The 25,139-nt window shown below is 70.1% G+C and carries 19 protein-coding genes; 7 read left to right on the plus strand and 12 right to left on the minus strand.

Annotation, left to right across the window (positions count from 1 at the left end; translation table 11 throughout):
- Positions 1 to 47 precede the first annotated feature (47 nt).
- Entirely contained in the window at positions 48 to 1,526 is a 1,479-nt protein-coding gene (locus HUA76_RS25220; RefSeq protein ID WP_174462309.1) for a hypothetical protein, read from the plus strand.
- Positions 1,527 to 1,593: 67 nt separating this feature from the next.
- Here HUA76_RS25220 and HUA76_RS25225 read toward each other — a convergent pair whose 3' ends face one another.
- Genes HUA76_RS25225 through HUA76_RS25265 form a run of 9 tightly spaced genes read right to left on the minus strand, consistent with a single transcriptional unit; the run spans position 1,594 to position 12,092 of the window.
- On the minus strand, positions 1,594 to 2,640 hold the full coding sequence (locus tag HUA76_RS25225) for an AAA family ATPase (protein ID WP_141643774.1): 1,047 nt from the start codon (positions 2,638 to 2,640) through the stop codon (positions 1,594 to 1,596).
- Complete coding sequence (locus HUA76_RS25230) at positions 2,637 to 5,909, minus strand: hypothetical protein (protein ID WP_174462310.1); 3,273 nt, start codon at positions 5,907 to 5,909, stop codon at positions 2,637 to 2,639. The genes HUA76_RS25225 and HUA76_RS25230 overlap by 4 nt, the downstream gene beginning before the upstream one ends.
- Entirely contained in the window at positions 5,909 to 6,175 is a 267-nt protein-coding gene (locus HUA76_RS25235) for a hypothetical protein (protein WP_174455152.1), read from the minus strand. Before HUA76_RS25235 ends, HUA76_RS25230 begins: the two co-directional genes overlap by 1 nt.
- Complete coding sequence (locus HUA76_RS25240) at positions 6,168 to 8,285, minus strand: AAA family ATPase (protein WP_174462311.1); 2,118 nt, start codon at positions 8,283 to 8,285, stop codon at positions 6,168 to 6,170. Before HUA76_RS25240 ends, HUA76_RS25235 begins: the two co-directional genes overlap by 8 nt.
- Positions 8,282 to 8,848: a hypothetical protein gene (locus HUA76_RS25245; protein WP_141643778.1), complete on the minus strand. Its 567-nt coding sequence runs from the start codon at positions 8,846 to 8,848 to the stop codon at positions 8,282 to 8,284. Before HUA76_RS25245 ends, HUA76_RS25240 begins: the two co-directional genes overlap by 4 nt.
- Complete coding sequence (locus HUA76_RS25250; protein WP_174462312.1) at positions 8,845 to 9,930, minus strand: hypothetical protein; 1,086 nt, start codon at positions 9,928 to 9,930, stop codon at positions 8,845 to 8,847. Before HUA76_RS25250 ends, HUA76_RS25245 begins: the two co-directional genes overlap by 4 nt.
- Positions 9,927 to 10,535, minus strand: a complete 609-nt coding sequence (locus HUA76_RS25255) for a 4Fe-4S single cluster domain-containing protein (protein WP_174455155.1) — start codon at positions 10,533 to 10,535, stop codon at positions 9,927 to 9,929. Before HUA76_RS25255 ends, HUA76_RS25250 begins: the two co-directional genes overlap by 4 nt.
- A gap of 42 nt (positions 10,536 to 10,577) precedes the next feature.
- Positions 10,578 to 11,372, minus strand: a complete 795-nt coding sequence (locus HUA76_RS25260) for a DUF4126 domain-containing protein (RefSeq protein ID WP_174462313.1) — start codon at positions 11,370 to 11,372, stop codon at positions 10,578 to 10,580.
- Positions 11,373 to 11,375: 3 nt separating this feature from the next.
- On the minus strand, positions 11,376 to 12,092 hold the full coding sequence (locus HUA76_RS25265; RefSeq protein WP_174455157.1) for a hypothetical protein: 717 nt from the start codon (positions 12,090 to 12,092) through the stop codon (positions 11,376 to 11,378).
- Between the two features lie 109 nt (positions 12,093 to 12,201).
- Between HUA76_RS25265 and HUA76_RS25270 the strand changes: the two genes are divergently transcribed.
- Both HUA76_RS25270 and HUA76_RS25275 read left to right on the plus strand, forming a co-directional pair.
- Positions 12,202 to 12,792: a GNAT family N-acetyltransferase gene (locus tag HUA76_RS25270; RefSeq protein ID WP_174462314.1), complete on the plus strand. Its 591-nt coding sequence runs from the start codon at positions 12,202 to 12,204 to the stop codon at positions 12,790 to 12,792.
- Between the two features lie 128 nt (positions 12,793 to 12,920).
- Complete coding sequence (locus HUA76_RS25275) at positions 12,921 to 14,708, plus strand: sigma 54-interacting transcriptional regulator (protein WP_174455159.1); 1,788 nt, start codon at positions 12,921 to 12,923, stop codon at positions 14,706 to 14,708.
- A gap of 12 nt (positions 14,709 to 14,720) precedes the next feature.
- Here HUA76_RS25275 and HUA76_RS25280 read toward each other — a convergent pair whose 3' ends face one another.
- Positions 14,721 to 16,079, minus strand: coding sequence for a hypothetical protein (locus HUA76_RS25280; protein ID WP_254614469.1), 1,359 nt, complete (start codon positions 16,077 to 16,079; stop codon positions 14,721 to 14,723).
- 525 nt (positions 16,080 to 16,604) lie between these two features.
- Here HUA76_RS25280 and HUA76_RS25285 point away from each other — a divergent pair.
- Positions 16,605 to 17,423 (plus strand): ThiF family adenylyltransferase, encoded by an 819-nt coding sequence (locus HUA76_RS25285; RefSeq protein ID WP_174462316.1) that lies wholly within the window; start codon positions 16,605 to 16,607, stop codon positions 17,421 to 17,423.
- A gap of 30 nt (positions 17,424 to 17,453) precedes the next feature.
- Here the strand turns inward: HUA76_RS25285 and HUA76_RS25290 are convergent, their stop codons facing one another.
- Positions 17,454 to 17,900 (minus strand): DofA protein, encoded by a 447-nt coding sequence (locus HUA76_RS25290; RefSeq protein ID WP_141643786.1) that lies wholly within the window; start codon positions 17,898 to 17,900, stop codon positions 17,454 to 17,456.
- A 265-nt stretch (positions 17,901 to 18,165) separates the two neighbouring features.
- Positions 18,166 to 20,550, minus strand: a complete 2,385-nt coding sequence (locus HUA76_RS25295) for a penicillin acylase family protein (RefSeq protein ID WP_371745570.1) — start codon at positions 20,548 to 20,550, stop codon at positions 18,166 to 18,168.
- Positions 20,551 to 20,842: 292 nt separating this feature from the next.
- On the opposite strand from HUA76_RS25295, the gene pssA reads away from it, so the two are divergent.
- The 3 genes from pssA (at position 20,843) to HUA76_RS25310 (ending at position 25,127) form a co-directional block, all read left to right on the plus strand.
- A complete protein-coding gene (gene pssA / locus HUA76_RS25300) occupies positions 20,843 to 21,487 on the plus strand; it encodes a CDP-diacylglycerol--serine O-phosphatidyltransferase (RefSeq protein WP_141643788.1) in 645 nt (214 codons plus the stop codon).
- Positions 21,488 to 21,645: 158 nt separating this feature from the next.
- Positions 21,646 to 24,600 (plus strand): choice-of-anchor D domain-containing protein, encoded by a 2,955-nt coding sequence (locus tag HUA76_RS25305; RefSeq protein WP_141643789.1) that lies wholly within the window; start codon positions 21,646 to 21,648, stop codon positions 24,598 to 24,600.
- Positions 24,601 to 24,782: 182 nt separating this feature from the next.
- Positions 24,783 to 25,127 (plus strand): hypothetical protein, encoded by a 345-nt coding sequence (locus tag HUA76_RS25310; RefSeq protein ID WP_217440163.1) that lies wholly within the window; start codon positions 24,783 to 24,785, stop codon positions 25,125 to 25,127.
- The last annotated feature ends 12 nt before the right edge of the window (positions 25,128 to 25,139 follow it).

Genomic DNA, 25,139 nt, shown 5'->3' on the forward strand with positions numbered 1-25,139 from the left:
CCTGGTTCCCACCGTCGCAGCCCGTGCTCCGAGGGGGAGGAGACACCATGCGCGCGAAGTATGGCCTGGCCGTGTTCTGTCTGGGTGGATGGGGGTGTGGGGGTGCTCCGGAACTGGAGCCCTCTCCGCTGGAGTCGCAGCCGTCCCAGGTGGCCACCCTGGCCTGTTCACCCGAGGGGGCGCGGCGAGTGAAGGTGGTCGTGCCGCCCGGGACGCCCCAGTCGCCGACCTTCACTCCCATGCCCACGGGCATCCGGGACGTGCAGGGCACGGCCTACTTCTCCGTGAACCTTCGCGATGGAAGCGCCACGCTGTGGAAGAGCCAGGGGACGGAGGCCAGCACCGCGCCGGTGAAGGCGTTCTCCGCGACGTCGCCTGGGAGGAACATCTCTTCGCTCTCGTCCCTGGACAGTCGCTTCCTGTTCCAGGTCTACACCGAGGAGTACGGTCGGGAGCCGTGGATCACCGACGGGACAGAGGCGGGCACGCAGGTGTTGAAGGACCTGACGCCCGGGTCCGCGGGCTCGGCTCTCTCCCAGTTCGCCTCCTACGGTACGTTCGTCACGTTCTTCCGCACCTGGCAGGTGATGGACCCGCCGAGGCTCCAGGTGGAGCTGTGGCGCACGGATGGCTCGGCCGAGGGGACGACGCAGCTCGTGAACCTCGGCGTCCTGAGCACCCTGTCGCCGAGCTACGTGCGGACCTCCCATGGTCATCTGTTCTTCCTGTCCAGCCCGGAGCACGGCACCGCGCTGTGGCGCACGAATGGGACGTCCGGCGGTACGGTCTTCGTCAAGCGACTGGATGCCAACGTGGTACCCGTGGTCGATGCCGGAATCACCGAGGACGGGAGCACGGGACTCTTCACGCTCCGGGACGGGGTGAACACGGAGGTGTGGAAGTCGGACGGCACGGCCTCGGGCACGGTGCGGCTGGAGTCTTTCGGTCGTGAGATGCGGATGCTCGGCTCGCTGGGCGCGCACGTGTACCTGACGAACGCGGACCCGGTGACGCAGCGGATGGGGCTGTATCGCGTCGCGCTGGCGGGCGGAGGGAAGGCCACCGTCACCGTCCTGGAGAATCCCTACGCGGACCAGGAAGCTGCGTTCCCGTCTCTCCAGTCGTTCACCCGCTCGGGAGGAAAGCTGTACTTCGCCGTGGCCATCAGCACTCCGGGGCCCGCATATCGCGTGGTGAAGCTGTGGGTGACGGACGGCACGGCCGCGCAGACGCGAGCGATGCCTGGCTCGCTGAGCGTCTCCGACGAGTTCTCTTCGTCCGTCCATCCCATCGACGGCGGCGGGGTCATCTTCGCGGGAGCGGATTCGGCGGGCTCCTACACGAACCCCTGGGTGAGCTACGGCACCAACGCCACCACGGCGGAGGTGACGGCGACTCCGTCATTGGTGACGTCGTCGCCAGAGGGCTTCGCTCGCGTCGGCGGCAGCATCTACTTCACCGCGATGGATGACACGGGCTGGTACCAGCTCTGGGCCGCGCCCGCCAACGTGTCCTGTACTCCGTAGCGACTGCTCGTGACACGGGGACCTGGAGGTGTCGCTCCAGGTCCTCGTTGCGTTCAGAGGATGCGCATCACGTCAGGCCGAGAAGTCGAGGCACCTTCTCTTCGAGCAGGTCGATCTCCTCCCGCGTCTCTCCCAGATAGGAGAGGAGCTGGAGGTCCTGACGCTCCACCGCGCCACCGTGGAAGATCCACGCACGAGTGCGCAGCAGCCGGTAGAGCTTCACCAGCTTTCGGTCGCTGATGAACACGCCGTCCTCGCGCGTCAGCGTCTGCACCACGCGGCGGAACTCGCGCAGCAGCTCGTCGCGGAAGAACAAGTCACGGTCCTTCAGCTCGCGCCCGTCCGGCCCCATCTCCTTGCGCCCCATCATCAGCGTCAGGTAGCGGTGCGCCTTCAGGAGGTCTTCCAGCGTCGCGTGTCCTTCCGCCCACGGCTTCTGGTTCAGCTCGCGGTGTGTCTGGGACTCCAGGCCGGAGTCGAGCAGCTCCAGGAAGTAGCGGTCCTGCACCGGGCGACACGCGGCCTTCAGGCAGAAGCGGTCCTTGAGCGCGCCCAGCTCCGCGTGCTCGGGCAGCTCGTTCGTCGCCGCGAAGAGCACCTTGAGCTTCACCGGCTGCGGCGCGCCGTCCTGGTAGAACTTGCGCTCGTTGATGACTGTCAGCAGCGCGTTGAGGATGGCCGAGCTCGCCTTGAACACCTCGTCCAGGAACACCAGCTTCGCGGTGGGCAGCTTGCCTCCCTCGCGCCGGATGTAGCGGCCCTGGCGCAGGAGGTTGATGTCGATGGGGCCCAGGACTTCGGATGGCTCGGTGAAGCGCGTCAGCAGGTATTCGAAGTAGTCCTCGTTGGGGATGCGCAGCGCTTCGCGGAATTTGAGGACCAGGTCCGACTTCGCCGTGCCCGGTGGGCCCACCAGGAGCAGCGGCTCCTGCGCCACCGCCGCCACGGTCATCAGGTCCACCAGCGTCTGCTTGCCCACGAAGTGTCGCCCCAGTCCCTGTCGGAACCGGTTGAGCCGCTCGCGCAGCCCCTGCGCCTCGCGTGACAGCGCGTCGAACGTCAGCGCGGAGATGGGGTCGGCGACGGGCTCCTCCCGTCGGGGAACACTGCTCATGTACGGTCCTCCAACTCCTGATGGATGCGTCGCCGCACCAAGAACTCATCCTCGTCCAACCAGCTTCGTGCCCGCTCGCTCGCGCCCTGCGCCACTTCCACATGACCCAGCACCAGCGCGTCCGCCAGCTCCACCACGGACAGACAGAAGTGGCTGTTGGTATTGAAGCTGTCCGTCACCGTGGCGAGCCCCTCCGACAGTCTCGCCAGTCCCGGCAGCGCGACGTTCGTCGGCGTATGCGCCAGTGCTCCCGCCAGACTTCGCGTCAGGGCCATCCGCTCAGGGGGGGAGCCCTTCGCGGCGGCCAGCGCATCGAATGCCATGTTGAACACCGGCAGCGCTTCGTCCACATGCCCGAGCATCGCCATTCCCGACGCGACACCCAGTCGCGCCGCCACGGGCGCCTTGGCCCGGGTGAGCAGACCTCGCGTCGCCGCCACCATCTCGCCCGTCTCGCGAGACAGGCCGACGCGACGCAGGCCGCGCAGGCTGGCCTCCAGGATGCCCGCGCCCCACGCGGGGGACTCCGGCGCAAGTCCGGCCAACACCAGCCGCAGCCGCCCCGCCAGTGACGTCGCGCGGTCCGCCCGGCCGAACAGCGCCGCCAGGGTAAGCGCGTCACCCAGGAGTTGGGCCTGGGACTCTCCCGGGAGCCCCTCCATCGCTGAGACGAGTTCATCCAGCAGCGGCAGCGCCCGCGCAGGGGCCAGCCGAGGCAACGTCTCCAGCAAGCCGCCGATGAGGCGCAGTCGCTCGGGCGCGGGCAGGCGGGCTCCCGTGGCGCGCCTCACCAACTGGACCACCTCGTGCGTCACCGTGGCCGCGTCGCGGATGTCTCGCAGCGCCGCGAACTCCTCGCCTCGCAGGTCGCGTGTCCCGCGTCCAAAGGCCCGGGCCGGGTCCAACCGCTCGCTGGGCTCCAGCAGCGCGGAGGCCTGACGCAGCCGGTCCACCTTGTAGCGCTGGAAGGTGGCCAGCGCGTTGAGCTCCGCGGAGATGTCCGCGGGCAGCGGAGTCTCCAGCGGCTCGCCCTCCAGCGCTTGCGCCACGCGTGCGCCATAGGCCCGCGACAGGAACCCATGGATGGGCTCCTTCGTGTCGAGCGCCGCCGTGGCCGAGGCCACCAGCGCCCGCGCGCGGTCCGCTTGTCCCAGCCTCGCGAGGCCACAGGCGAAGACGAGGCGGACATAGGCCTGGGTCAATTCGGCGGGCGCCTCCACGGAGGAGCGCCGACGCGCGGTGCGCTCGAAGCGGTCCAGCAGCGCGTCAAGCTGTGCCGCGAGCCGAGGAAGGGCCGACGCATCCGTGCCGCCCCGCAGGAAGCGCGGGACATCGCGCGAGAGGGAGAGCCCGCGCTGGAGCATCTCCAGCAGCCGGTCCCCCGTCCTCGCGAGGCTCAGCGGGTCGCCCCCCGCGAGCGTGTCCAGCGCGGCGCGCGAGAGCCACAGCGTGCGCACGTCGAGCGCGGTGTCGTGGCGATCCAACCAGCGCTGCAGCGCGGGCATATCCCCCGGTGGCGTCCGTGGAGACGTCAGCGCACCCAGGACGAGCCCGCTGGCGAAGCTGCGCACGTCGTCCTCGGAGGGCGTGGCGCGGGTCAGCAGTTCGGCCCGCGAGGCACCCGCGCGGGACTCCGCCTCCGCCCAGCGCACGGCCAGTTCCGTGGCAGCCGGGCCCGAGGCGTTCCAGAGCGCGCGCGTCCAGCACAGCGCCGCATCGCGCCCTCGGCCGAGCTGACCATTCAGCTCCGCCATGTGAACCCAGAGCGCCTGTCGCTCGGGGGCATCGGCGGGAACCTCCAGTTCGAGGAAGGACTTCTCCGCGACCGCGAGGGCTTCCTCGGCGGCACCGAGCTGCGCGGGTGTGAGTGGCTCTAGGAGGGTCCCCGAGCCTCGGGACGACGAGCGCTTCGTCGTCGCTGGCTGCGCCGGCTCAACGGGCTCCGGCACGGGCGCCTGCCCTCGTCGCGTGCGGCGGGTGCTTCGTGTCGACGTGTTCGGGTCCTCGCTCTCCCCGGTGGGAGCGGGGCCCTCCGCACCGGGCATCCACTCGCCGTCCGCGGATTCGATGGCGCCGAAATCGAACGTGGCCCCCTTCACCCACGGCTCCAGGGCCGCGGCGGCGGTGTCCACCACGTAGTCCACCCAGGACTCGAGTGGCTGGAAGGCCTGCTCGGGGATTCGCTCCGCGCGGAAGCCGCCGGCGCCCGTGGGGTGCAACCAGGTGACGGTGTCCGGCACGGGTGCGAGGAGCGCACGCAGACGGTCTCTGCGCACGGGAGGCTCCAGCAGGCCGTCACAGGGCAGGTAGAGGTCCGCGAGCTGGGGCAGCGGCGAATAGGCCATGGCGGACAGGCCCAGCTCCGGTGGCCGCTCACGGCCATGCCGTGCTCGCAGGATGATGCACGGCGCGTCGGCGGGCCCGGTCACCGCGAAGCGAAGCTGCGCGAGCAGGGCTTCCGGCAGCGTGTGGACCAGTGACTCGACCTGCGCCACGGCGTTCTCGCGCAGCACCCAGAGACTCGCGGCCTCCGTGCGCGCGGCCCGGGTGAGCCTCATGTGGACGGAGAGCCGGCCCGGCGCGGCCGAGGGCGTCCAGTCCTCCGCGGGCTCGGGGAGCCGCAGGTCCGTGAGCTGATACAGGTCCGTCCACGGCCCGTCCGGCGCCGTCAGCCACGGGCCTTCGCCGGGAATGAGCAGCACGGTGCCAGGCGCGGGCAGGAGCGTGCGCGCGAGCGGATGCACGTGGCCCAACTCCACCCAGACGGAAGTCTGCCCTGGCACCGCGGGCACGAAGGCTCGCAGGCCCCCCGCGCGGTCCATCGCGCCGGTGAGCGTGAAGTAGGGCGGGGCGGAGGCGCGAAGCAGGGCGCGCTGGCCCTTCTTCTCCTCGGCGAAGCAGACCTCCTGGCGGTCACAGCCCAGGCGCAGCAGCTCGCCCGCGAGCGACAACAGCCCGTTGCCATCCACGGGCAGGAACAACACCGCGCCCAGGGGCGCGCTCTCGACGGGGACCCGACGCGGGGCCAGCAGCTCCGCCCAGCACAGCACGGAGTCCTCCGCGCGAGGTGCCTTCGCGTCGGCCTTGATGCCGAAAGTCGCCAGCTCCGCGAGCACGGCCTTGGACAAGGGCGCCTGGGACGTGACGTGGAGCACACCCTCGGCGGACCGACGGTAGCGGGCCGGCGTGGCCTGGACTTCGGGAGGGACGAGGCGGGAGGTCAGCGCGAGGTGGAGCGCTTCCTCGGTCGGAAACACGAGCGTGGACATCAGGCCTTCTGGCTCACCTTTTCGGCGGTGCTCTCGGACGTGGACTCGGGCTGGGCGGCCTGTCCGGACGGGGTGTCTCGCTGGACGATGATGCGTCCCACCTCAGAGGCCTTGAGCGCGCCCCCGGCGATGAGCTGGTCCACGAGGCGACGGTGCTCCTCCTCGTGCTCCATGGGAAGCGCGTCGGAGTCGCTCTCGTACTGGATGACGATGTCCTTGCGACCCGTCTGGGGATTCACCAGGAGACGGAGGATGAGACTAGCCATGGGCCGGCTCCTTCTGCGACGCCAGCGTGGGCGCCAGGTGGACGAATGCCTCGCGGTCCAGCACCTTGCGCTCGAGCAACAAGTCCCGAAGCGCGACGAGGCGAGTCTTCTCCCGGTGGAGGATGTCGCGGGCCCGGGCGCGCTGCACCTCCAGCACCTCCTGCACCGCGGCCTCCAGCGTGCCGCGCGTCGCATCGGAGAGCGCATGCCGCTCCGCGTCCCGTCCCGGGGCGTCGAACCGGCGCACGGGGATTCCGTCGCCACCCATGCCGAGCATCTCCACCAGCTCGCGGGCAATCTCGGTGGCGCGCTCCAGGTCATGGGCACTGCCGATGGACAGGTCCTCCAGGAGCAACGCCTCCGCCTCGCGTCCGCCAAAGAGCATGCAGATGCTGTCCAGCAACTGGCTGCGCGTGACGACGTAGCGATGCGCGGGGTCCGCGTACTGCACGAAGCCGAGCATGCCGGCCAGGTCTCCGCGAATGCTGATGCGGTCGATGGCGGGAGCGCTGGGACAGAACAGCGCGCACACGGCGTGGCCGGCCTCGTGAGTGGCCACGACCTTCTCCTCGGCGGACGTGAGCTCCGGCCGGTCCAGGAAGTCCGTGAGGGCCTTCTCCACGTCCACAGGCTCGGTGGGGGTCTGCGTTGCATCCCTCAGCCGACGCCGGGCCAGGGCCCGACACAGCGCCTGGATGTGGTCACCGGAGAAGCGCGTGCCCGTGCCCTCGACGCGGTCTCCGGTGCGCTTCACCGCGTAGTCGAGCGCCCGCTCCGTCATGCCCAGGGCCAGCTTCTTGTCGTAGATGGACAGGATGGCCCGGCGGTCCGTGCTGTTGGGGTAGGGGATGCAGAGCTGGAACTCGAAGCGGCCCGGACGCAGCAGCGCGGGGTCCAGCGACTCCACGAAGTTGGTGGTGCCCACCACGAAGACGAGCTCCTCCTTGCGGAAGCCGTCCATCTCCGTGAGGAGCTGGTTCACCATGGAGTGCTCCACGCCGGAGCCCGTGTACGTCCCTCGCGCCGCCGCGAAGGAGTCCAGCTCGTCGAAGATGATGATGCTGGGCGCGGCCTGACGTGCGCGGACGAAGATCTGCCGGAGGTTCTCCTCGCTCTCGCCCACCCAGCGGCTCTTCAGCTCCGGGCCGCTCACCACCAGCACCGCGGCGCCCAGCGACGAGGCCATCGCCTTGGCGAAGAGCGTCTTGCCGGTGCCCGGCGGGCCCCAGAAAATCATCCCCCGGGGCAGCAGGCCCTCCACGCGCTTCACCGCCTCCGGGTCCGACAGCGTCTCCTTGTGCGCGAGCACGTCGAGAATCTCTCGCTGGAGTCGCTCCTTGACCTTCGCGTAGCCGCCAATCTCCGTGTGCAGGTCAATCTCCGGCACGTTGAGCGAGCCGCTCAGCGTGGCCGAGCGGAGCTGCGCGAAGGCAGGCCTCGCGTCGCTGGGATAGTCCTCGCCGGTGATGGCCCCGAGCAGCCGCCGCAGTCGCACGGCATTCACGCCGGACACGTGTTTGTAGAGCGAGTAGGGCTGGAGGCCCCGGCCGAACTTGCGACACTCGCGCTGAGTGACAAGGTAGCGCAGCCGCTCGCGACTCACGCCGAGGATGCTCTCCTTGTGGGGGAACAGGTTCTCGATGACCCGTGGCAGCGGGAACGACGGGTCCTTGAAGCCCACCCAGAGCATCTCCGGGTTTTCATACAGCAGCGGAATCACCTCGCGCGCCTCGGACGTGAGGCCGCCGCTGCTGGTGGTGAGCAGGTCGAGATGGGGCAGCACGACGATGCGCTCGCGCACCGCGCCTCGCACCGCGTCGCGCAGTTGGCCGATGAGCGTGGCCATCATGCTGGGCGCGGGCATTCCGGGCGGTGGCTCCGTGGCGGCGCGGCCATCCAGGTAGAGGAACTGCTTGCCGTCCTTCTTCAACCTGTCCCGCAGGCACTTGTAGAAGTACGGCGTCAGCTCCTTGTCCGCCTCCACCATCACCGGGAGGCCTCGCAGCAGCGCCTCGCACAGGCGGCCCAGCTCGGCGGGATACGCGGCCTCCACCGCGGCGAAGGGTGTCAGCTCCGTGGGGAGGGACTCCTCGGGGATGCGCTGACTCATACGCGAACCTTGATGGTGAGCGAGCCCGTGGCCGCGTCCTCGTGAATCTCCTCCACCGTGCCCAGCTGCGACGCGCGCACCTTGAGGGCCTCGCCCGTCACCTTGTTGGCGATGGAGTCCAGCTCCGACTTGAGGTCCCGGAGCCGTCCTTCGAGCCGCCGGGTGATGTCCTCGCGCAGCGACTCGGTGGCGTCCTGGGTCTGGTCCTCCAGCTTCGCCCGCGCCTTCTCACGCGCGAGCTTCTTCGTCGCCTCGGATCCGTCCGGGGTGTGGGAGAGGACCTCGCCCGTCGCCCTCAGCTCCACCGACGCTTCGTCCGACAACGTGACGCTCACCTCGCCGGTGGTGACGTCCACGGCCACGCGTACGCCGTCGGCCTCGACGCGCACCGCCACGTCGCCCTCTTGCGTGAAGCCCCGGTTCGCCAGCTCCGAGGCAAGCAGGCCCGCCGTCTCCTCGCGAGACAGCAAGGGCAACAGCTCCAGCTTGGAGCACACGCCGTCCTCGGCCTGGACGATGCGGTTGAGGGATTCGGAGACGGAGATTCGATAGGCGCGGCTCATGGGGCGCTCTCGGAGGAAGGGAGGGGAAGGGTATCCGGAATCGTTTCGACGGGAGCCGCCAGGTCCGTGGTCAGCTCACGCTCCCGGTCCGAGGCGAGGCGGAAGCCGGGCTCACCGAAGGACGCCCAGGCGGAGAGCAGCAACTGCGCGCCCTCGTAGCCGTCGTCGAAGAAGCGCACCGCGCGGTGCTCGGCATCCCAGCGCGCCATCCGTCCGAGTGCGCGCAGGCTCGCTCCCGCCGCCCGGCGTGCCTGGGCCTTCACGCTCAGCGATGCGCGAGGAGACAGGTTGGACACCCATCGCGACGCGGGCTGGTCGACCAGGGGCCGCAGCGCCTCCAGCACGAAGCCGGCCAGGTCCCGGCGGCCCGCGCGGTCCACCGCGTCGAGAAACCCGTCCAGCACCTGCTCCTGCACGGTGCCCAGGTCGACCAGTTGCTTGGGCTCGATGAGCCGCGCTTTGCTCTCTTCCAGTCGGCGCCAGCGAAGGGCGAGCTCGTCCTGGAGCGCCTCCAGCAGCCAGCCTCCCTCCGCGAGCAGCGGCGCGAAGCCTTCCGCGTCCACGCGTCCGAGCGAGGCGCCGAACAGGTCCGGAAACCCGAGCCGACAGAGGATGGAGCGCTGGAACTGGGGCTGCAGGGCGATCGACAGAGCGCAGGGGGTGCCCGCCACCAGTCGACAGGACAGGTAGAGGAACAGCTCGTCGGCGAGCGTCGGAGGCGCGTCCACATCCAGGGGCCTGTGGCCGAAAATCGCGAGCGGCTGTTCCACGAGCCAGCGCAGGGTGTGGAAGCAGAGGACGGAGAAGCGCAGCGCGGGAGGACCGTGTCGTTCCCACAGGCGCGAGGGGCCTGACTCGGAGGACAGGTGACGTCGCTGGCGTGCCCCACCGCAGCGGGCCAGCGCGAGGACGGTGCCCTTGGCCAACGTGTCACGCAGCGAGCGCAGGGCGCCGGGACTCAGTCGCGCGGGCGTGGTGTGGCGCGCACGAAGCAGGTCCTCGACGGGCGCGTACTGCCCCAGGCCCATGATGGCGCGCGCGAGCGTGAGCAGCGAATGCTCGGAAGGCGAGACGCGGGTCATGGACGGAGGCGGTCCGCGAGGTCTGGCCAGCCGTTGATGATGAGCCGGCCTTCGACGAGGTGCAGCTCCGCCGTGTTGGGCGCGGTGAACGTCGGGTCTTCCGGCGAGTAGCGCGGGGTGAGGAAGTGCATGACCTGGTTGCTGGAGCCAATCCACCGCCGGCGCGTCTCCGGCTGGTCCTTCTCGTAGCGCCCATCCACCAGCAGGTCCAGGCTGGCGAGCAACCGCTCGACGTCCGGGTTCGTCTGGGCCTTCAGCTCCGCGAGCGTGTAGCCGCTGAAGACCATGGTGCTGAGACCGCCCGCGCGCAGCCGCTCACAGAGGTCCGCGGCGGGGCCGGGCTGCGCGAAGGGCTCGCCCCCGAGCAGCGAGAAGCCCTCGATGCCGGGCGTCGCGAGCACCCGGGCCGCGAGCGACTCCACCGTCACGACGGTGCCACGCTCCATCGCGAACATCTCCGGGTTGCAGCACCCGGGGCAGCGCAGCGGACACCCCTGGATCCAGAGTGCGAAGCGGCGCCCGGGGCCCTCCGCCTCGGTGCGGGGAACCTGCTGTGCGACCCGGAGCACCGGGCCAGGAGAAGACGCGTCCGCGGTCGAAGACATGGGAGCCGTCCGCAGCATGCCAGGAACGGCGGGGACCGCCCATCATCCCAGCCGGGAAGGGGCCTTGCCGCCGTCGCGCTGGATGCCTGGTTCCATGCGCGGAGCGCTGGAGGTCCCGGACCCGAGCGCCCCGCGAAGCGCGTCCCGCATCCGCCCCCCGAGCCGCAGGTCCACGGCCTTGGCCACGGGCACGTCCGCGCGGCACCTGGGGCAGCGCGAGGCCTCCTCGCGAATCTTCGCCCCACACCCGGTGGGACACGCGCGGCGCGAGCGCGCTTCCAGTCGATAGGCGACCAGTCCCGCCGCGCCGCAGGCCAGGGTGAACAGGAGCACGAGCGCCAGCGACAGCGGCGCCCAGAGGATGGCCACCGCCGCCAGCCCCAGGCCGAAGACGTCCTCGGTGCGCAGGAGCCACCGCCGGGGATGCAGAACCTCCGTCTCGAGCTGGTCCACGCGCGTATGCACCCACTGGCGCACCGACAGCGTCGCGACGGCGACGAAGGCGCCCACCGCGCCCACGGCCCAGGGAGGAAGCTGCTCCGTCCCCACGCCCATTGATGCGAGCGCCACCGTGGCGCCGCTGCCCGCGCTCAACGCGAACTGCGCCAGGCCCAGCACCATGCGCAAGTCACTGTCGCGCTGCGTGTACATCTCGAACGCGAGCAGCGCGACGAAGGCCCCGAGCGCTTGCGGCGTCGCGAGCCACCCGAGCTCCGGCGGCAGCGACAGGTATTGGTAGTGCGCGGCGAGCGCGAGCAGCAGCAGGCTGCCGCCCGCGCGCGTTCCCGAGGCTCCACTCAGGCCGATGACCTGGGAGGCGAGGGCGAAGGAGAGCATGGCTCAGCTCCCTCCCATCGGCGCGGCGAGGAAGCCCTGCACGAGCCCCAGTGACTGGAGCACGTACAACACCAGCAGCACCGACGCGGCGGTGAAGGCCAGCAGCATCAACATCCAGCCCACCAGCAGGCCCATCTCCCAGAAGGCGACGGCGACACCGCGTGCCTCGCGCTCGGTCTGCCATGCGAGGTAGCGGCGCGCGAAGAGGCCGGCGAGCGCGACTTCGCCGGCGCTCAGCGCGACCTTGACCAGCGCGCCGAAGCCGGGAATCAGCGTGAGGAGTTCGAGCACGAGGATGGACAGCGCCACGAAGCAGCCGGCCGCGAGGCGCAGCGTCCACCGGGAGACCAGCCGACGCTGGGGCGTGAGCAGTTGGAGCGCGGGAGTCACCAGCGTCACGCGCAGCCACACCAGCGCGGCGACCAGCAGCAGGGACGTGAGCAGGGGCACCCAGCTGGCGACCAGCGCGGCGAGCGCCACCACCGCGACGGCGATGCCCAGCCGCACCGTGGCTCGCTCGGAGGCGAGTCGGTGGAGGACCTCTCGGTCCGTGGCGCTGGGCAGCGTCTGTTCGTCGCACCGGGGACAGGGGCGACCGCGCAGCGCCGTCCCTCCTGGAATCCGCTCGGCACACCTGCGACAGCGTCCGCTCAACAGCAGCGCGAGCTCATGCTCCTCGCTCCGAGCGCTCCGAGCATTCGCGGTCATCGTCAAAGGCATCGTCCCCCTCATCGAAGTGGCCACATCATGCCCCGAGCGTGCGGGCGAGTCAGGTACCGTCAGGCCCTGCGTCACGGGCTCCCCCTCGTCGTTCGCGAAGGACCTTCTCATGCGATTCCAGCCGGTCCAGTTGATGCTACGTGACGGTCGCCCCGGCCTCGTCCGGGAGGCGGTGCGAGAGGATGGGCCGGCGCTGTTCGAGCTGGAGCGCGCGATTGTCCAGGCCCGTCAAGGCATCGTGAAGCACCCGGAGGAGCTGCCCGTGGACGCGGCCACCTTCACGGCCCAACGCGATGGCGCGGGGCTGCACCGGCAGGATGGCACCGCGTTCCCCCTGGTCGTGACGGACTCGCACGGAGCGCTGCTGGGGGAAGCCTCCATCCTGCGCCTCTCCTATCGGATGCTGCGTCACGTGGGCGTGCTGGGCATCGGCGTGCATCCTTCGGCACAGGGGCTGGGCGTCGGCCGGGCCTTGATGGACCACCTGCTCGCCTGGGTCCGCGCCCACCGCGACCCGGACGGTGGCGCCGTCACCCGAGTGGAACTCTGCGCTCGGGCCGACAACCCGAGGGCCCTCGCGCTCTATCTCTCCCAGGGCTTCGTCCTTGAGGGCACCCGTCGCGCCTTCCTCCGCCTCGATGACGGCTCCTACGTCGATGATGTCCTCATGGGCCTGTTGCTCCACGTCCCAGGGCCCTGAGTCGACTCAAACCCGCTGGTTTGCCCGTAGACATATTTCGCCAGGGCCAAGGGGAGTGGACGGTGAAGGATCTTCTGGCGCCGCAATTTCCCAGCAAGGCTTCATTGGTGCAGTAGACTGCGAGGGTCATGACGCGGCCTGTGTCCGCCTACGCCCCTCGAAGCGAACGCAAGCCGTTGTACGTGAAGGTGGTGACGCAGCCCGCCCTTCCGGGGTGCTGGGCCGTCAACATCAGCGAGACGGGCATCGGCCTCATCGCCACGCCGCGAGGGCCCCAGGAGGGGCCGCGCGAGGGCGAGTCCGTGGAGCTGTCATTCTCCCTGCCGGACTCGAACGAGCACATCCGCGCGAGAGGCGACGTGCGCTGGCGGCACGAGTCGGGTGGCGCGGTGACGGCGCTCGGCGTCTTCTTCCACTCCTTCGAGGGCTCCGACGGGGTGAAGCTGGCGCGCTACCTGACGACGGCGCGGCTCCAGGTGGTGGTGGTGTTCGCGAGCGAAGAGGAGGCGCGGGATATCCGCGCGGCGCTGGAGGGGCAGGCCGTGCCGCACTTCGCCGCCAGCGCGGAGGAGGCGCATGCGCTGCTGGCGCGCGGTGACGCGGCGGCGCTGCTCGTCTGTGGCCAGGAGGAGGCGCGGGCCCTGACGCTGGTGGAGGGCCTGGCGACGGTGAGCACGGACGTGGAGCTGTCGGGCGCCGTGCCTCCTTCGGACCTGGCCTCGCGCATCATTTACTGCGCGCCCGCCGCGCCGGAGCGACTGGTGGCGCTGTTCAACGCGGGCCTCGTCTTCCGGGCGCTCGGGGAGTCACCCTCGCGCGAGGCCGTGAGGCAGGCGGTGCTCCAGGCCGGACGCGAGCGCGGCGTGCGCACCGAGCAGTGGCGGATGACGCTGGAGTTGGAGCGCAACCTGCTGCGCGAGCGGGCGCTGTCCCAGGCGCGGCCAGCGGAGCCGGGCGGGCGGGGCGAGGAGGAAGTGGGCCTGCGCAGCGCGGCCATGCAGCGGGTGATGGAGATGGTGCGCCAGGTGGCGCCCCACCGCGTGGCGGTGCTGCTCCAGGGCGAGACGGGCACGGGCAAGGAGGTGCTGGCGCGCATCGTCCACCGCCTCAGTGGCCGGGGAGAGCTGCCGCTGGTGGTGCAGGACTGCGGCGCGCTCACGGAGACGCTGCTGGAGAGCGAGCTGTTCGGCCACGTGAAGGGCGCCTTCACCAACGCGGTGGCGGACCATCCGGGGCTGTTCGTCCTGGCCAACGGCGGCACCATCTTCCTGGACGAAATCGAGAACACGACGCCCAACCTCCAGGCGAAGCTCCTGCGCGTGCTGGAGACGGGCGACGTCCGTCCGGTGGGTGGCACCCAGGTGCGGCACGTGGACGTGCGCGTCCTGGCCGCAAGCAACAAGGACCTGGGAGAGGAGGTTCGCGCCGGACGCTTCCGCTCGGACCTCTTCTATCGCCTCAACAGCTTCACCATCGACATCCCCCCGCTGCGCGAGCGGCCCGAGGACGTGCCGGAGCTGGCGCGCTACTTCCTGCACGTGTTCAACCGGGTCTTGCGCCGCTCGGCCAGCGGCATGTCCCAGGACGTGGAGGACATGCTGCGCTCCTACCCGTGGCCGGGCAACGTGCGCGAACTGCGCAACGTGCTGGAGCGCGCCGTGCTGCTGTCGCGTCCGGGGGAGGTGGTGTCGCGCCGGCTGCTGCCGCCCTCGCTCGTGACGGTGTCCCCGGCGCGCAACGAGCTGACGGGAGATGGCTCGCTGCGCGCGCGGCTTGAGCGGGTGGAGCGCGAGCTCATACGCGAGGCCCTGGAGCGCCACGGAGGGGTGCTGCGGCGCGCGGCCGTGGCGCTGGGCATGGACCCCGTGACGCTGGGCCGCAGGGCCCGGCGCCACGGTCTCTGGAAGTCGGACTGAGTCCGGCTGTCGCTAGTGGGCGCGCACCCACTGGAGGATGGGCTGCCACACGCGCTGCGGAGCGGTGTCCGCGAGGAACAGGTCCGCGTGCCCGAAGTCGAGCGCGCGCGCGGCCGTCGGCAGGTCGCGAACGACGAGTGACGAGACGTCCTGGCTGCCGAGCAGCGTCGTGGAGTGAACGCCGTACTCACCCACGCCGCCGCCCGCGCCCACGTAGAGCACCGGCACCGTCACGCGCTGGAGGTGGTCGTCGTAGGGCACGTCCAGGCCACACGTCCACGCGTCCGACTCCACGACTTCGTTGAGGCTCTGGTAGGGCGCCGCGCGCTGGGCGTACTCGTAGAGGTAGGGCTCGGAGGTGTACGTCATGCTGCCCGGCAGGCCCGTCGCGTCGGGGATGCCCGCCATCAGGTGGTAGCCCGGGGTGAGGGCCGGCAGCGGCGCCAGCAGCGCGCCCGTGGCCGCCGCGGAGACGATGGCCGCACGGCGGTTGGTGGGCCGGCCGGTGCCGGGGCCGAAGACGTCATCCGGCAGCAGCGGGGAGGGCGCGTCCGGGGCCGTGGCCGCCAACAGTCCGATGTACTGGAGGGTGATGCCGGGCGCGGGGCCCAGGAGGCCACCCTCCGTGACGCCCGCGTCGCGCCGGACCTTCAGCGCCGTGTGACGCTCACACGCCCATGCCTGCTGCTGCGCGAACTGGGGCGCGTGGCGCACCGCCATGTCCACGGGGATGAAGCCGTCCACCTGTCGCTGCAGCCGGGGCAGCCGCGCCTCCGAGTTGAGATAGGCGAAGGCGACCATCGCGCCCCGGCTCCACGCGAGCAGGTGCATCGAACCCACGTTGCCGCCCGCGAGCCGCAGCGTCCGCGCCAGCAGCAGGCCCGTGCCCACGTCCTTCGCGTGCGTGCCCAGGTTCCACCCCGCCATGAAGCCGAAGTCCTGCGTCCCCGCGGGCACCCCGACCCAGCGCATGTCGATGCCCCACACGTCCACGTTCTCCTGGGCCAGATAGGCCGCGATGGAGTGGTTCGCCGGCACATGCGCGGACCCCACGCTGGAGAGGAAGGCCGCGTCGAAACCCCACGCATCGCCATGCACCAGGAACACCGCCCGGTTCGCCCTGGCGGGCACCCACGGCGCGCGCTCCTTCACCACACGGTGCACGGTGACGGTGTCATGCGCTCCGGGACCCACCTGGAGCTCGAACCGGTAGTGCGCGACGTCGCCGAACACCGGCTCGCGCGAAGCCCACCGGGTGGAGGCGCTGCTGGCGACACCTTCCAGCGAGGAGACCCCGGAGACCAGCGCCTCCGTCGCGCTGTCGCGTAAGTCTTCTGGGGTTGAGGGCGTCTCGGAAATTCCACAGCCCAACGACAGGAATGTCAGACAAACAGAAAGGCTGAACCACGAACGCATAGAAACCTCGAGTCGAAGAAGAAGGGTTCGGGGGACGCTGCGTGTTGACGGGTCGAAGCTCCCCCGTGCCGTGTCACCCGCAGAGCAGAATTCAAGCCAGGCAATGAACACGCGAAAGCCTTGGAGTGCCTTCTATCTCTGGACTTCACGCTTGTTGTCCACTGTGAAGCAACCGTCTGACATGCCCTGGTGGGTGTGGTTCCGGTGACCCGCTTCACGACTGAAGCAGGTGCATCACGGGTGTGGCTTCCGAGGGGCACGCGGCGGTGCGGGCTTGCCGGACCGAATCACGCGATGGAAGACGTCTGGAGTGCCCTGCGGCGGACAACGTCCTTCGGGGAGGGGGAGTGCTGAACACCTGGGTGTTCGCCACCCTCCCGGGTCCGAAAATCGAGGACCACATCCACATCTCCCGGCGGGGCGGAGGACGGCGCGCGCGACGAGCACCTCGGCGCCTCGTGGGGAGAAAGTGGAGGCGTCATGGTGGAGCCCCGTTTCGAGCGCAACCTGGGCGTCATCGGTCCGGAGGTGATGGAGCGGCTGGCCCGCACGCACGTCCTGGTCGCGGGAGTGGGAGGCGCCGGAGGCCAGTGCGCGGTGGACCTGGCGCGGCTGGGGCTGGGGTGCCTGACGTTGGCGGACTTCGACACCTACGAGCGGCACAACATGAACCGCCAGGCGGGCTGCTTCGAGAGCACACTCGGCCAGTCCAAGGTGGAGGTGGTGGGGCGCATGTGCCTGGACATCCACCCGGAGCTGCGGCTGCGACGCGTGGGGGCGGGCATCACCGAGGCCAACGTGGAGGACGTGCTGTCGGGGGGCGAGGGCCTGCCGCCAGTGGACTACGTGGTGGAGGTCATCGACATCGCGGGCGCGGGGGCGAAGCAGGCGCTGCACCGCGCCTGTCGTGAGCGCGGCGTGCCGGCGATGACGGGGCTGATGCTGGGGTTTGGCGCCGCGTTGCATGTCTTCCAACCGGATGCGCCGCTGTACGAGCAGCTCTACATCCTCCCGGATGGCCGCGTGGACCTGCCGGCCATCATTCCCCACCTGGGGAGCTACCTGTCACAGGACGCGATGGACGCGTGCTTCGAGGGCCGAGGCCCTGCCCCCACGTGTGTCGTCGGAGCGACGACGGCCGCGGGGATGATGGTGAGCGAGCTGATGCGCGGGGTGATGCTCGGCGCGCGCGCGATGGTGTCGTGGCCGGAGTACCTCTACGTGGACCTGTTCGACCACCACTACGTGCGGGCCGCCGTCAGGCCCACGAAGCTGCCGGCGCGTCAGCCCATGTCGTGAGAATGGCGGGCCGACGCGCCCTCGCCCGTCTCACACCACGCCGCGCTTGCGGGCCTCCTCGATGACCTTCGAGCCATCCACGCCCAGACTGTCGGAGAGCAGCGGGGCCACCTGCTCGGCGCGCTGGTGGACGCGCTGGAGCGTCTCGTCGTGGGTGCGCGTGACGATGTTGATGCCGGCGATGATGACGCGCTGAAGGTTGTACTGGAGGTCGTTGCCCTCGACGATGGCGTGAATCTGGGTGAAGAGCGGTCGCGCGTCGGACTGGAAGGCGGAGAGGTTGTTGCGCTGCTCGCTGTTGGGCACCGCGGACCTGGATGACAGGCTCGCCACCAGGACGAGGGGCGGCTTGAGCCGCTCATGCGTTTCGCGCATCTGCTGGAACACCGCTTGGATGTCCTCCCGGTTGGGGGGCGCCTCCCAGCGCAGGAAGAAGACCCTGTCGATGATGGCTGTCTTGTAGACGGGTGTCGTCATGGCGAACCGCCGCTCCTTCGCAGAACCGTTGCCCCCGGGGCCGTTTCACCGCGTGACGCCATGCGGTGCCGGGCGGTCTGCCAGGGCATCCTGGGTTCGCATCGCCGGAGCGGTAGCCTCCCGACAGGGCGGGCATCGCCGGGCGGACAGAGGACTTCCCTTCCGGGGCCCCAAGTGTCCGCGCGAAAGCAAAAAGCCCCCGCCGGAGCAGGGGCTTGGGACTGCTCGGGGCTCCCCTTCGTGAGAAGGGGAGCCCCGGAGGACGTCAGTTGCCGGAGATCTTCTTCTCCTCCACCTTGGTGGCGGCGATGGCCTCCTCGGTGAAGACGATGGGCCGCCACTGCTTGTTGGAGAACAGCTCCGTCTGGTCGGAGAAGTACGGCGAGTTCTTGTCGCTGGACTCGCTGTAGGTCAGCACCGCGCGGCCATTCACGCCCGTGTCGGTGAACTCCATGGCCATGATGAAGCTGCTGCCGTTGTTGATGACGTAGCCGGTGTTCGTGAGGTTGGTGCGGGAGTTGAGCAGCTGCGCGCCGCGCACCGCGCTGAAGTCGGAGTCGGGCGTGGTGGACTTGAGCGTGCCCCACGAGACGACGTTCGCCGTGCCGTCGTAGGAGCCGCCGCCGTGGATGGGGATCTTCTTGCCGTCCACGCGGGTGGTGTACTGCGAGTCACCCAGCGGCGCGTCCACGGGGATGCCGGCGACCTGGAGGCGGTACACCGCCGCGGCCAGGGCGAGCATCGTCGGGTCGGTGCCCGCCGCCGGCTCGGCGGCCAGCGTGTTCGGCGTGGCGATGGGCTGGGCCACGTTGAACGGGTTGGCGAACAGCGTGCCCGTGCCGCCGTTGGACAGGGCGCCCATGCTGAAGTGGCCGCTGAACTCGCGCCACAGGGCCGCGCCCCTGCTGCCCACGTCGTAGCGCAGGTCCCACGCGGCCAACGCCGCGCAGCCCTGGCGGATGTCCACGAGCGTGGTGTTGTACTGCACCGTCGTCTTGCCCGTGCAGCGCGCGACGAGCTGATCCCTCAGCAGCTCCGCCGTCATGCCGCGGTTGCCGAGGATGGCGTTCTCCAGCTCCGCCACGGTGAACTTGTAGTCGGAGCCGGACGCGCCGTTCTCCTCCGTGAGCAGGACGGCGTTCATGCGCGTGCGCGGCGTCTGGCCCACGCCTTCCAGGCCGTGCAGGGGCGAGAAGCCCGTGAGGGGCTGGCTCGGGTTGGCCAGCCAGTAGCTGTCGTTCGCGTTGAAGACGAAGTCGCGGCGGGCCAGCTTCGGAACCCCGCTGAAGGGCACGAGGCCCGGCCCGCGGGCGCCCGCGGCGTCACGCCACTCGTTCTCCGGGTTGCTGCCGTCGAGGAGCACCAGGCCCATGCTCTGCCAGATGGCGGTGGTCGCCGGGTCCAGGCCGCTGGAGGCCGCGCGCCACGTGCCGATGGCCGTGGCCGTGAGGTTGGGGGTGGGCGTCGCGTCCGTGTACCAGACGTTGCCGGCCCGGTCCGCCGCCATGGTGTTGACCCAGGGGATGCCCTGGACGTTGGCGTAGACGTTCTGGAACTCCTCCAGGCTCTTGGCCCGGTTCATTCCGACGAACTGGGTGACGAGCTGGGTGTTGTCCAGGTTGGTGTCGCGGAAGCTGAGCACCGACTGCGTGGTCCACGGGGCGGTGCCGGGGATGACGATGACCGGGCCGTAGTGGCTGCTGTAGAAGCGCTGGGTGATGTTGGTCAGCGAGCCCTCCGGCAGCCGCACCAGGATGGTGATGTCGCGGGCGGTCATGTCCCGCTCCTCGGTGCCGTACTTGTAGCGGGTGGGCTTGCCCGGCACGAGCTGGAGCCCGTAGAGCGTCATGCGCTGGCCCGAGGAGAACGTGTGCGTCCAGGCCACGTTGTCGTTGAAGCCGATGAGCACCGCGGGCACGCCCAGCAGGCCCACGCCGTACACGTTGAGCTGGCCGGGCACGGTGAGCTGGCTCTCCCAGAGCTTCAGCTCGCCTTCCCAGGGGAAGTGCGGGTTGGCCACCACCATGCCGTGGCCGGACGCGGAGCGGTCCGCGCCAATGGCCCAGCCGTTGCTGCCGACCTGGCTGAAGTCCGGACGCTCCACCTTGAAGCTGCCCGGCACCGGACGGCCCTCGGAGCCCGCGCCCGGGATGGGGGGCGAGGCCGCGGCGATGGCGAGGATGAGCTGGTAGGCGCTGCCCGCGAGGCCCACGCTGATGTCATAGGCCAGGAGGTCCACGCCCTGGATGGGCTTGACCCAGGGGGCGTTGGTGCAGGGCGCGGGGAGCTCCGCCGCCGGCGTCTCCGACAGGTACTTGTTGAAGCCCGCCGCGTAGCCGTTGAACATCTCCTGGATGTCCGCCGGCAGGGTGGGGAAGGCCGCCTGGGCCTTCTCCTGGAGCTGGAGGACGCGGTAGCCGAAGTCGCTGCCCGCGTAGGTGTTGCCGGGGCCCGCCCCCAGGTAGCGCGCGCGCTCACCGCGGACCTTGAGGATCTGGTCCGACAGGATGCAGACATGGTCCTTGGCGAACGCGTAGCCCTGTCCGTAGGACAGGCTGCCCATGTCATTGGCGATGATGTGAGGGATTCCGTGCGCCGTGCGCCGGATGGTGGCCTCGTACTTCGGAGGGCCTTCCACGGGTGGCGTCACCGGGCCTCCGTCATCATCCTCACCACATGCGGTGGCGAAGGCGAGACTCAGGCCGGCGAGAAGGGGGAGGTGCCAGCGGGAGCGCCCGGACTTCCAGGTCGCCCCCCGCGAAGAGGACACGGATTGGTTTGGAGGCATGGATGGGCGCGAGCGTAGGAAGGGGCTGATCCACACGTCAAAAGTTTTCTGAGGTTTGACTTTTCCTGGGAGCCTGGAGTCAGACGCACTGCGGCAAGAAACGCGGCAGTGAGGGACGGGCAGTGAGGATTCACTGTGCTAGGAGAACGCGGATATGACGACCGAGCAGCCGCGTGCCCGCCGCCCACGCCGCCACTTCTCGATGATTCGCACCTTCGTGCTCGCCGACTTCGTGACGCTCGGCAACGGCTTCGCGGGCGCGGGGACCATCCTCGCCGCGATGCAGTACCTGGCCACGTGGCGCGTGGGCTTCCTGTGGGTGGCCTTCGCGTTGATGCCGGTGGCGCTGGTGATGGACGTCCTGGATGGGCGCATCGCCCGGTGGCGCTACAAGAAGTCGCCGCTGGGGGCGGACCTGGACTCCCTGGCGGACGTCATCTCCTTCGGCATGGCGCCCGCCGCGCTGGCCTTCGCGGTGGGGATGCGGGGGGCGCTGGACGTGGCGGTGCTCCTGTACTTCGTGGCGTGTGGCATCAGCCGGCTGGCGCGCTTCAACGTCACGTCGGCGGAGCTGGCGGACGCGACGGGGAAGGTGAAGTACTTCGAGGGCACGCCCATCCCCACCAGCCTCGCGCTGGTGATGGTGCTGGCGGCGGCCACGTGGATGGGCCGCATTGGCGACACGCTGCTGGGGGGCGCGTGGGACGTGGGGCCGGTGGTGTTGCATCCGCTGGTGCTGCTGTATGCGGCCAGCGGCAGCGCGATGATCAGCAAGACGCTGCGAATCCCGAAGATTTGAAAGTGAACGGGGCGGGGCCCCCTGACACCGGGATTGTCCTTCGTGGGTGGTTGCCCGCCCATGGGTGGGTGCCTAGTTTCGCCAACTGATCCGCTCCAGCGCCTCGTTTGAGGCTGTGGGCGGACCTGGGCGATGGGCGTGGGGAAGGGGTGGAGGCCATGACGGGGCGCTGGGGCATTTGGGCCCTCGCGGTGTTGGGGCTGGTGGCTGCGGGGTGTGCGGATCGCGAACGGTCGTCCCTCGCGGACGGGCGTCTGACGGCGACCCCGGGTGGGATGGACTTCGAGAAGGTCGCCCTTTTCGATGCACGCGAGACGGAAATCTCGCTGCGCAACGTGGGGCGGGCCCCCGTCGATGTGAACGAGGTCTGGGTGGAGGGTCCTGAAGGGGCCTACCGGGCGGAGTTCACCCATGAGGGGCCCCACAGCCTGGCGCCAGGCAGTGCGTGTGCCCTGCGCGTGCGCTTCGCGCCCATGATGGCGGGCGGCCAGGGGGCGATGCTGGTGGTGCGCTCGGACACACGCATCGAACCGCTGTTGCGCATCCCCCTGACGGGCCTGGGCATCGACGCGTGGGCGCGGGTGTCGCCCCGGGTGCTGGACTTCGGGCGCATCGAAGCGGACTCGACGAAGACGCTGGCGCTGACGTTGGAGAACCCCACGGAGCTGCCCGTGGAGGTGACACCCCGCCTGGTCGGCGCGGACCGCGACGAGTTCGTGGCGGGGCCCATGGTCGTCGCCCCGGGCGGCCGCGCGGAGCTGTCCTTGACGTTCAACCCCGTGCGCGTGGGCCGCAAGCAGGTGGTGCTGGCGGTGACGCCGTGCCGGGGGTGCGCGGACGTGCCGGTGCAACTGATGGCGGAGGCGCTGGAGCAGGCGGTGGTGGCGGAGCCTCCGGTGCTGGACTTCGCGGCGGTGCCGGTGGACCGCGACGCCATCCGCGAGTCGCGCATCCGCAACATCAGCACCGAGCCGATGACCGTGACTTCGCTGACGCTCGACGGGCTGGACGCTTCCTACTCGCAGGCGAACGCGGGCTTCCCGCTGGTGCTCCAGCCGGGCGAGGTGCGCGGCTTCAACATTCGCTACAGCCCCGGCCACATGGGCCCCGCGGAGGATATGGCCCGCTATCACGTGGTGAGCAAGCGGCACCCCACCACGGACGTGAAGCTCAAGGGCTTCGGCGGCGCGGCGGAGCTGTGCGTGTCCCCGGTGACGTACGACTTCGGCAAGCAGCCGCTGGGCTCGAAGACGCGCGTCATCGTCAACGTGAAGAACTGCGGCTCCTCCAACGCGGGCGCGCTCACGCTGGAGACGCTGGCGTGGCAGCCGGACCCTTCCGGCGCGCCCCAGTTCAACCACACCCCGCTGGCCATGCCGTACACGCTGCAGCCGGGGCAGGAGGTCAACATCCCCGTCTTCTACGAGCCCACGCGTCCAGGCTCGTCCGCGGGCGTGCTGGTGATGACGACGAACGCGTACTCGGCGGCGACCGTGGAGCTGGACTTCCAGGGCGAGGCGGAGGAGCACGCGCCCTGCGACCTCACGGTGACGCCGCTCGCGGTGGACTTCGGCACGGTGCCTCCGGGCCGGGGCGCGGTGCTGGGCGTGAAGCTGGAGAACAAGGGCACGGACCTGTGCCCGGTGAAGAACATCCGGCTGCGCGACAATGGCGGCGGCAGCTTCCGCATGCCGGGTGGGGACCTCTTCGGCGTCATCATCTATCCGGGTGACTGGTTCAGCTTCCAGGTGGCCTTCCAGGCACCCCATGCGGGCGGAGACTTCACGGGCATGCTCCAGGTGGAGCAGATGGACCCGGCGAATCCCGTCATCCTCGTGCCGCTGCTGGCCCACTCGCAGGCGACGTGTCTGATGGCGTCGCCCTGGTACGTGGACTGGGGCGTGGCGCGGCGCGACTGTCCTCCCGAGCCGCGCGAGGTGAACTACCTCAACGCGTGCACCATGCCCGTGTCGGTTTCCAACGTGTGGATTGGCCCTGGCACCACGGATGGCGAGTTCACCGTGGGCGGCGTGCCCGCGCCCTTGCCCTTCACGCTGCAGCCGGGCGAGGCCTTCACGGTGGACCTGGACTACGCCGCGCAGGTGTACGGCATGAACCTGTCGCCGCTCTTCGTGAGCTCGTCCGATTTGCCGGCGCCGCTGCTGGTGCCGCTCATCGGCGAGTCCTCCAAGCGCGTGGACAAGACGGACACCTTCACCCAGCAGGACGTGAGCAAGGTGGACGTCCTCTTCGTCGTGGACAACACCGCGTCCATGGTGGAGGAGCACCCGCGTCTGGTGTCCGCCATCCCCTCGTTCGTGGACGCGGCGCTCGCCAAAAAGGTGGACATGCACGTGGCCGTCACCACGACGGGTATCACGGCGGTGTCGGGGACGTGCCCCGGCGGCGCGCAGGGCGGCGAGGCGGGGCGCTTCTTCCCGGTCAACAACGCCCGGCCCCGCATCCTCACCAACGGCATGGCGAACCTGACGGCGCTGCTCCAGCAGAACGTGCAGGTGGGGCAGTGCGCCCAGGTGGAGCAGGGCTTCGAGGCGATGCGCCGCGCGCTGTCTCCGCCGCTGGTGAACACCGCGGATGACCCGCGCACGCCCGTGCCGCAGGACGGCAACCTGGGCTTCCTGCGCGACTCGGCGGCGCTGGTCGTCGTCTTCGTGGGTGACGAGGACGACCACTCGCCGGACGCGGTGGACACCTACGTGCAGTGGGCGCAGCAGCGAAAGGGGCAGAACCAGCCGCAGCGCGCGACGTTCTACGCCATTGCCCCCACGGCGACGGCGTGTGGCACCGCGGGCGGCTCCGGCACGCGCTACGCGGAGGCGACGGCGCGCACCGGCGGCGAGGTGATGAACGTGTGCGCGGCCAACTACGGGCCCCTCCTGGCCGCCGTGGCCAACAAGGCCTTCTCCGCGCAGGACCGCTTCCCGCTCAGCGACGCGCCGGAGCCGGGCAGCGTCACGGTGACGGTGGACGGCGCCCCGGTGACGACGGGCTGGCGCTACGACGCCCCCACCAACAGCGTCATCTTCGCCAACGTGCCGGCGCCGGGCGCCAAGGTGGCCATCTCCTACCGCCGCTCCTGCGACGCGGGCTGAAGCGGGGCAGCAGGCTCGATGTGTGAGCCAGTCGAAGGGCCGGTCATCCGGCCCTCGACGTTCATGTCGGTCCCGGGTGCTACAGGTCTGCTTCCGCCTGTGCGGATGACCAGAAAATTGGAGGGCTCCTCACGGTGTGTACCCTGAGGTCGTACCCGCGCCCGCCGAGGAGGCACCCGGTGATGTCCCCAGACTCCGAAAACACGAAGACGACGAGCGCGGGTCGCGCTTCCCCGGCGCGCGCCCCGGGCCTGCGGGTCATCCAGGGTGAGGGCCGCCGACAGCAAGAGCCGCTCGCTTCCCGGGACGCCGTGGCCCGCGCGCTGATGGAGGCCGGCGCGGACATGCTGCTCCGCCGGATTACTCCGGCTCGAGCCCAGGAAATCGAGCGTAAGGTGGACCGGGTCCTGGACCTGTTCGACCGGGTGGACGCGGCGCCGGTGCTGATGCCGGTGCTCAAGCGGCACCTGGACGAGTTGGAGGCGCTGATGCGGGAGTCGCGCGAGGTCCGTGCCGCTCGGAGGTAATCGCGGCGCCGT

The organism is Myxococcus sp. CA056 (genome assembly GCF_013336715.1).
GTDB classification, from domain to species: domain Bacteria; phylum Myxococcota; class Myxococcia; order Myxococcales; family Myxococcaceae; genus Myxococcus; species Myxococcus llanfairpwllgwyngyllgogerychwyrndrobwllllantysiliogogogochensis.

Bases quoted from the DNA above. Each gene is read 5' to 3' on its own strand.
- HUA76_RS25275 (WP_174455159.1), top strand. From the start codon at position 12,921: ATGACGCGGCCTGTGTCCGCCTACGCCCCTCGAAGCGAACGCAAGCCG.
- HUA76_RS25225 (WP_141643774.1), bottom strand. From the start codon at position 2,640: ATGAGCAGTGTTCCCCGACGGGAGGAGCCCGTCGCCGACCCCATCTCC.
- pssA (WP_141643788.1), top strand. From the start codon at position 20,843: ATGACGACCGAGCAGCCGCGTGCCCGCCGCCCACGCCGCCACTTCTCG.
- HUA76_RS25230 (WP_174462310.1), bottom strand. From the start codon at position 5,909: ATGTCCACGCTCGTGTTTCCGACCGAGGAAGCGCTCCACCTCGCGCTG.
- HUA76_RS25290 (WP_141643786.1), bottom strand. From the start codon at position 17,900: ATGACGACACCCGTCTACAAGACAGCCATCATCGACAGGGTCTTCTTC.
- HUA76_RS25260 (WP_174462313.1), bottom strand. From the start codon at position 11,372: ATGCTCTCCTTCGCCCTCGCCTCCCAGGTCATCGGCCTGAGTGGAGCC.
- HUA76_RS25220 (WP_174462309.1), top strand. From the start codon at position 48: ATGCGCGCGAAGTATGGCCTGGCCGTGTTCTGTCTGGGTGGATGGGGG.
- HUA76_RS25270 (WP_174462314.1), top strand. From the start codon at position 12,202: ATGCGATTCCAGCCGGTCCAGTTGATGCTACGTGACGGTCGCCCCGGC.
- HUA76_RS25235 (WP_174455152.1), bottom strand. From the start codon at position 6,175: ATGGCTAGTCTCATCCTCCGTCTCCTGGTGAATCCCCAGACGGGTCGC.
- HUA76_RS25305 (WP_141643789.1), top strand. From the start codon at position 21,646: ATGACGGGGCGCTGGGGCATTTGGGCCCTCGCGGTGTTGGGGCTGGTG.
- HUA76_RS25310 (WP_217440163.1), top strand. From the start codon at position 24,783: ATGTCCCCAGACTCCGAAAACACGAAGACGACGAGCGCGGGTCGCGCT.
- HUA76_RS25265 (WP_174455157.1), bottom strand. From the start codon at position 12,092: ATGCCTTTGACGATGACCGCGAATGCTCGGAGCGCTCGGAGCGAGGAG.
- HUA76_RS25250 (WP_174462312.1), bottom strand. From the start codon at position 9,930: ATGACCCGCGTCTCGCCTTCCGAGCATTCGCTGCTCACGCTCGCGCGC.
- HUA76_RS25285 (WP_174462316.1), top strand. From the start codon at position 16,605: ATGGTGGAGCCCCGTTTCGAGCGCAACCTGGGCGTCATCGGTCCGGAG.
- HUA76_RS25255 (WP_174455155.1), bottom strand. From the start codon at position 10,535: ATGTCTTCGACCGCGGACGCGTCTTCTCCTGGCCCGGTGCTCCGGGTC.
- HUA76_RS25245 (WP_141643778.1), bottom strand. From the start codon at position 8,848: ATGAGCCGCGCCTATCGAATCTCCGTCTCCGAATCCCTCAACCGCATC.
- HUA76_RS25240 (WP_174462311.1), bottom strand. From the start codon at position 8,285: ATGAGTCAGCGCATCCCCGAGGAGTCCCTCCCCACGGAGCTGACACCC.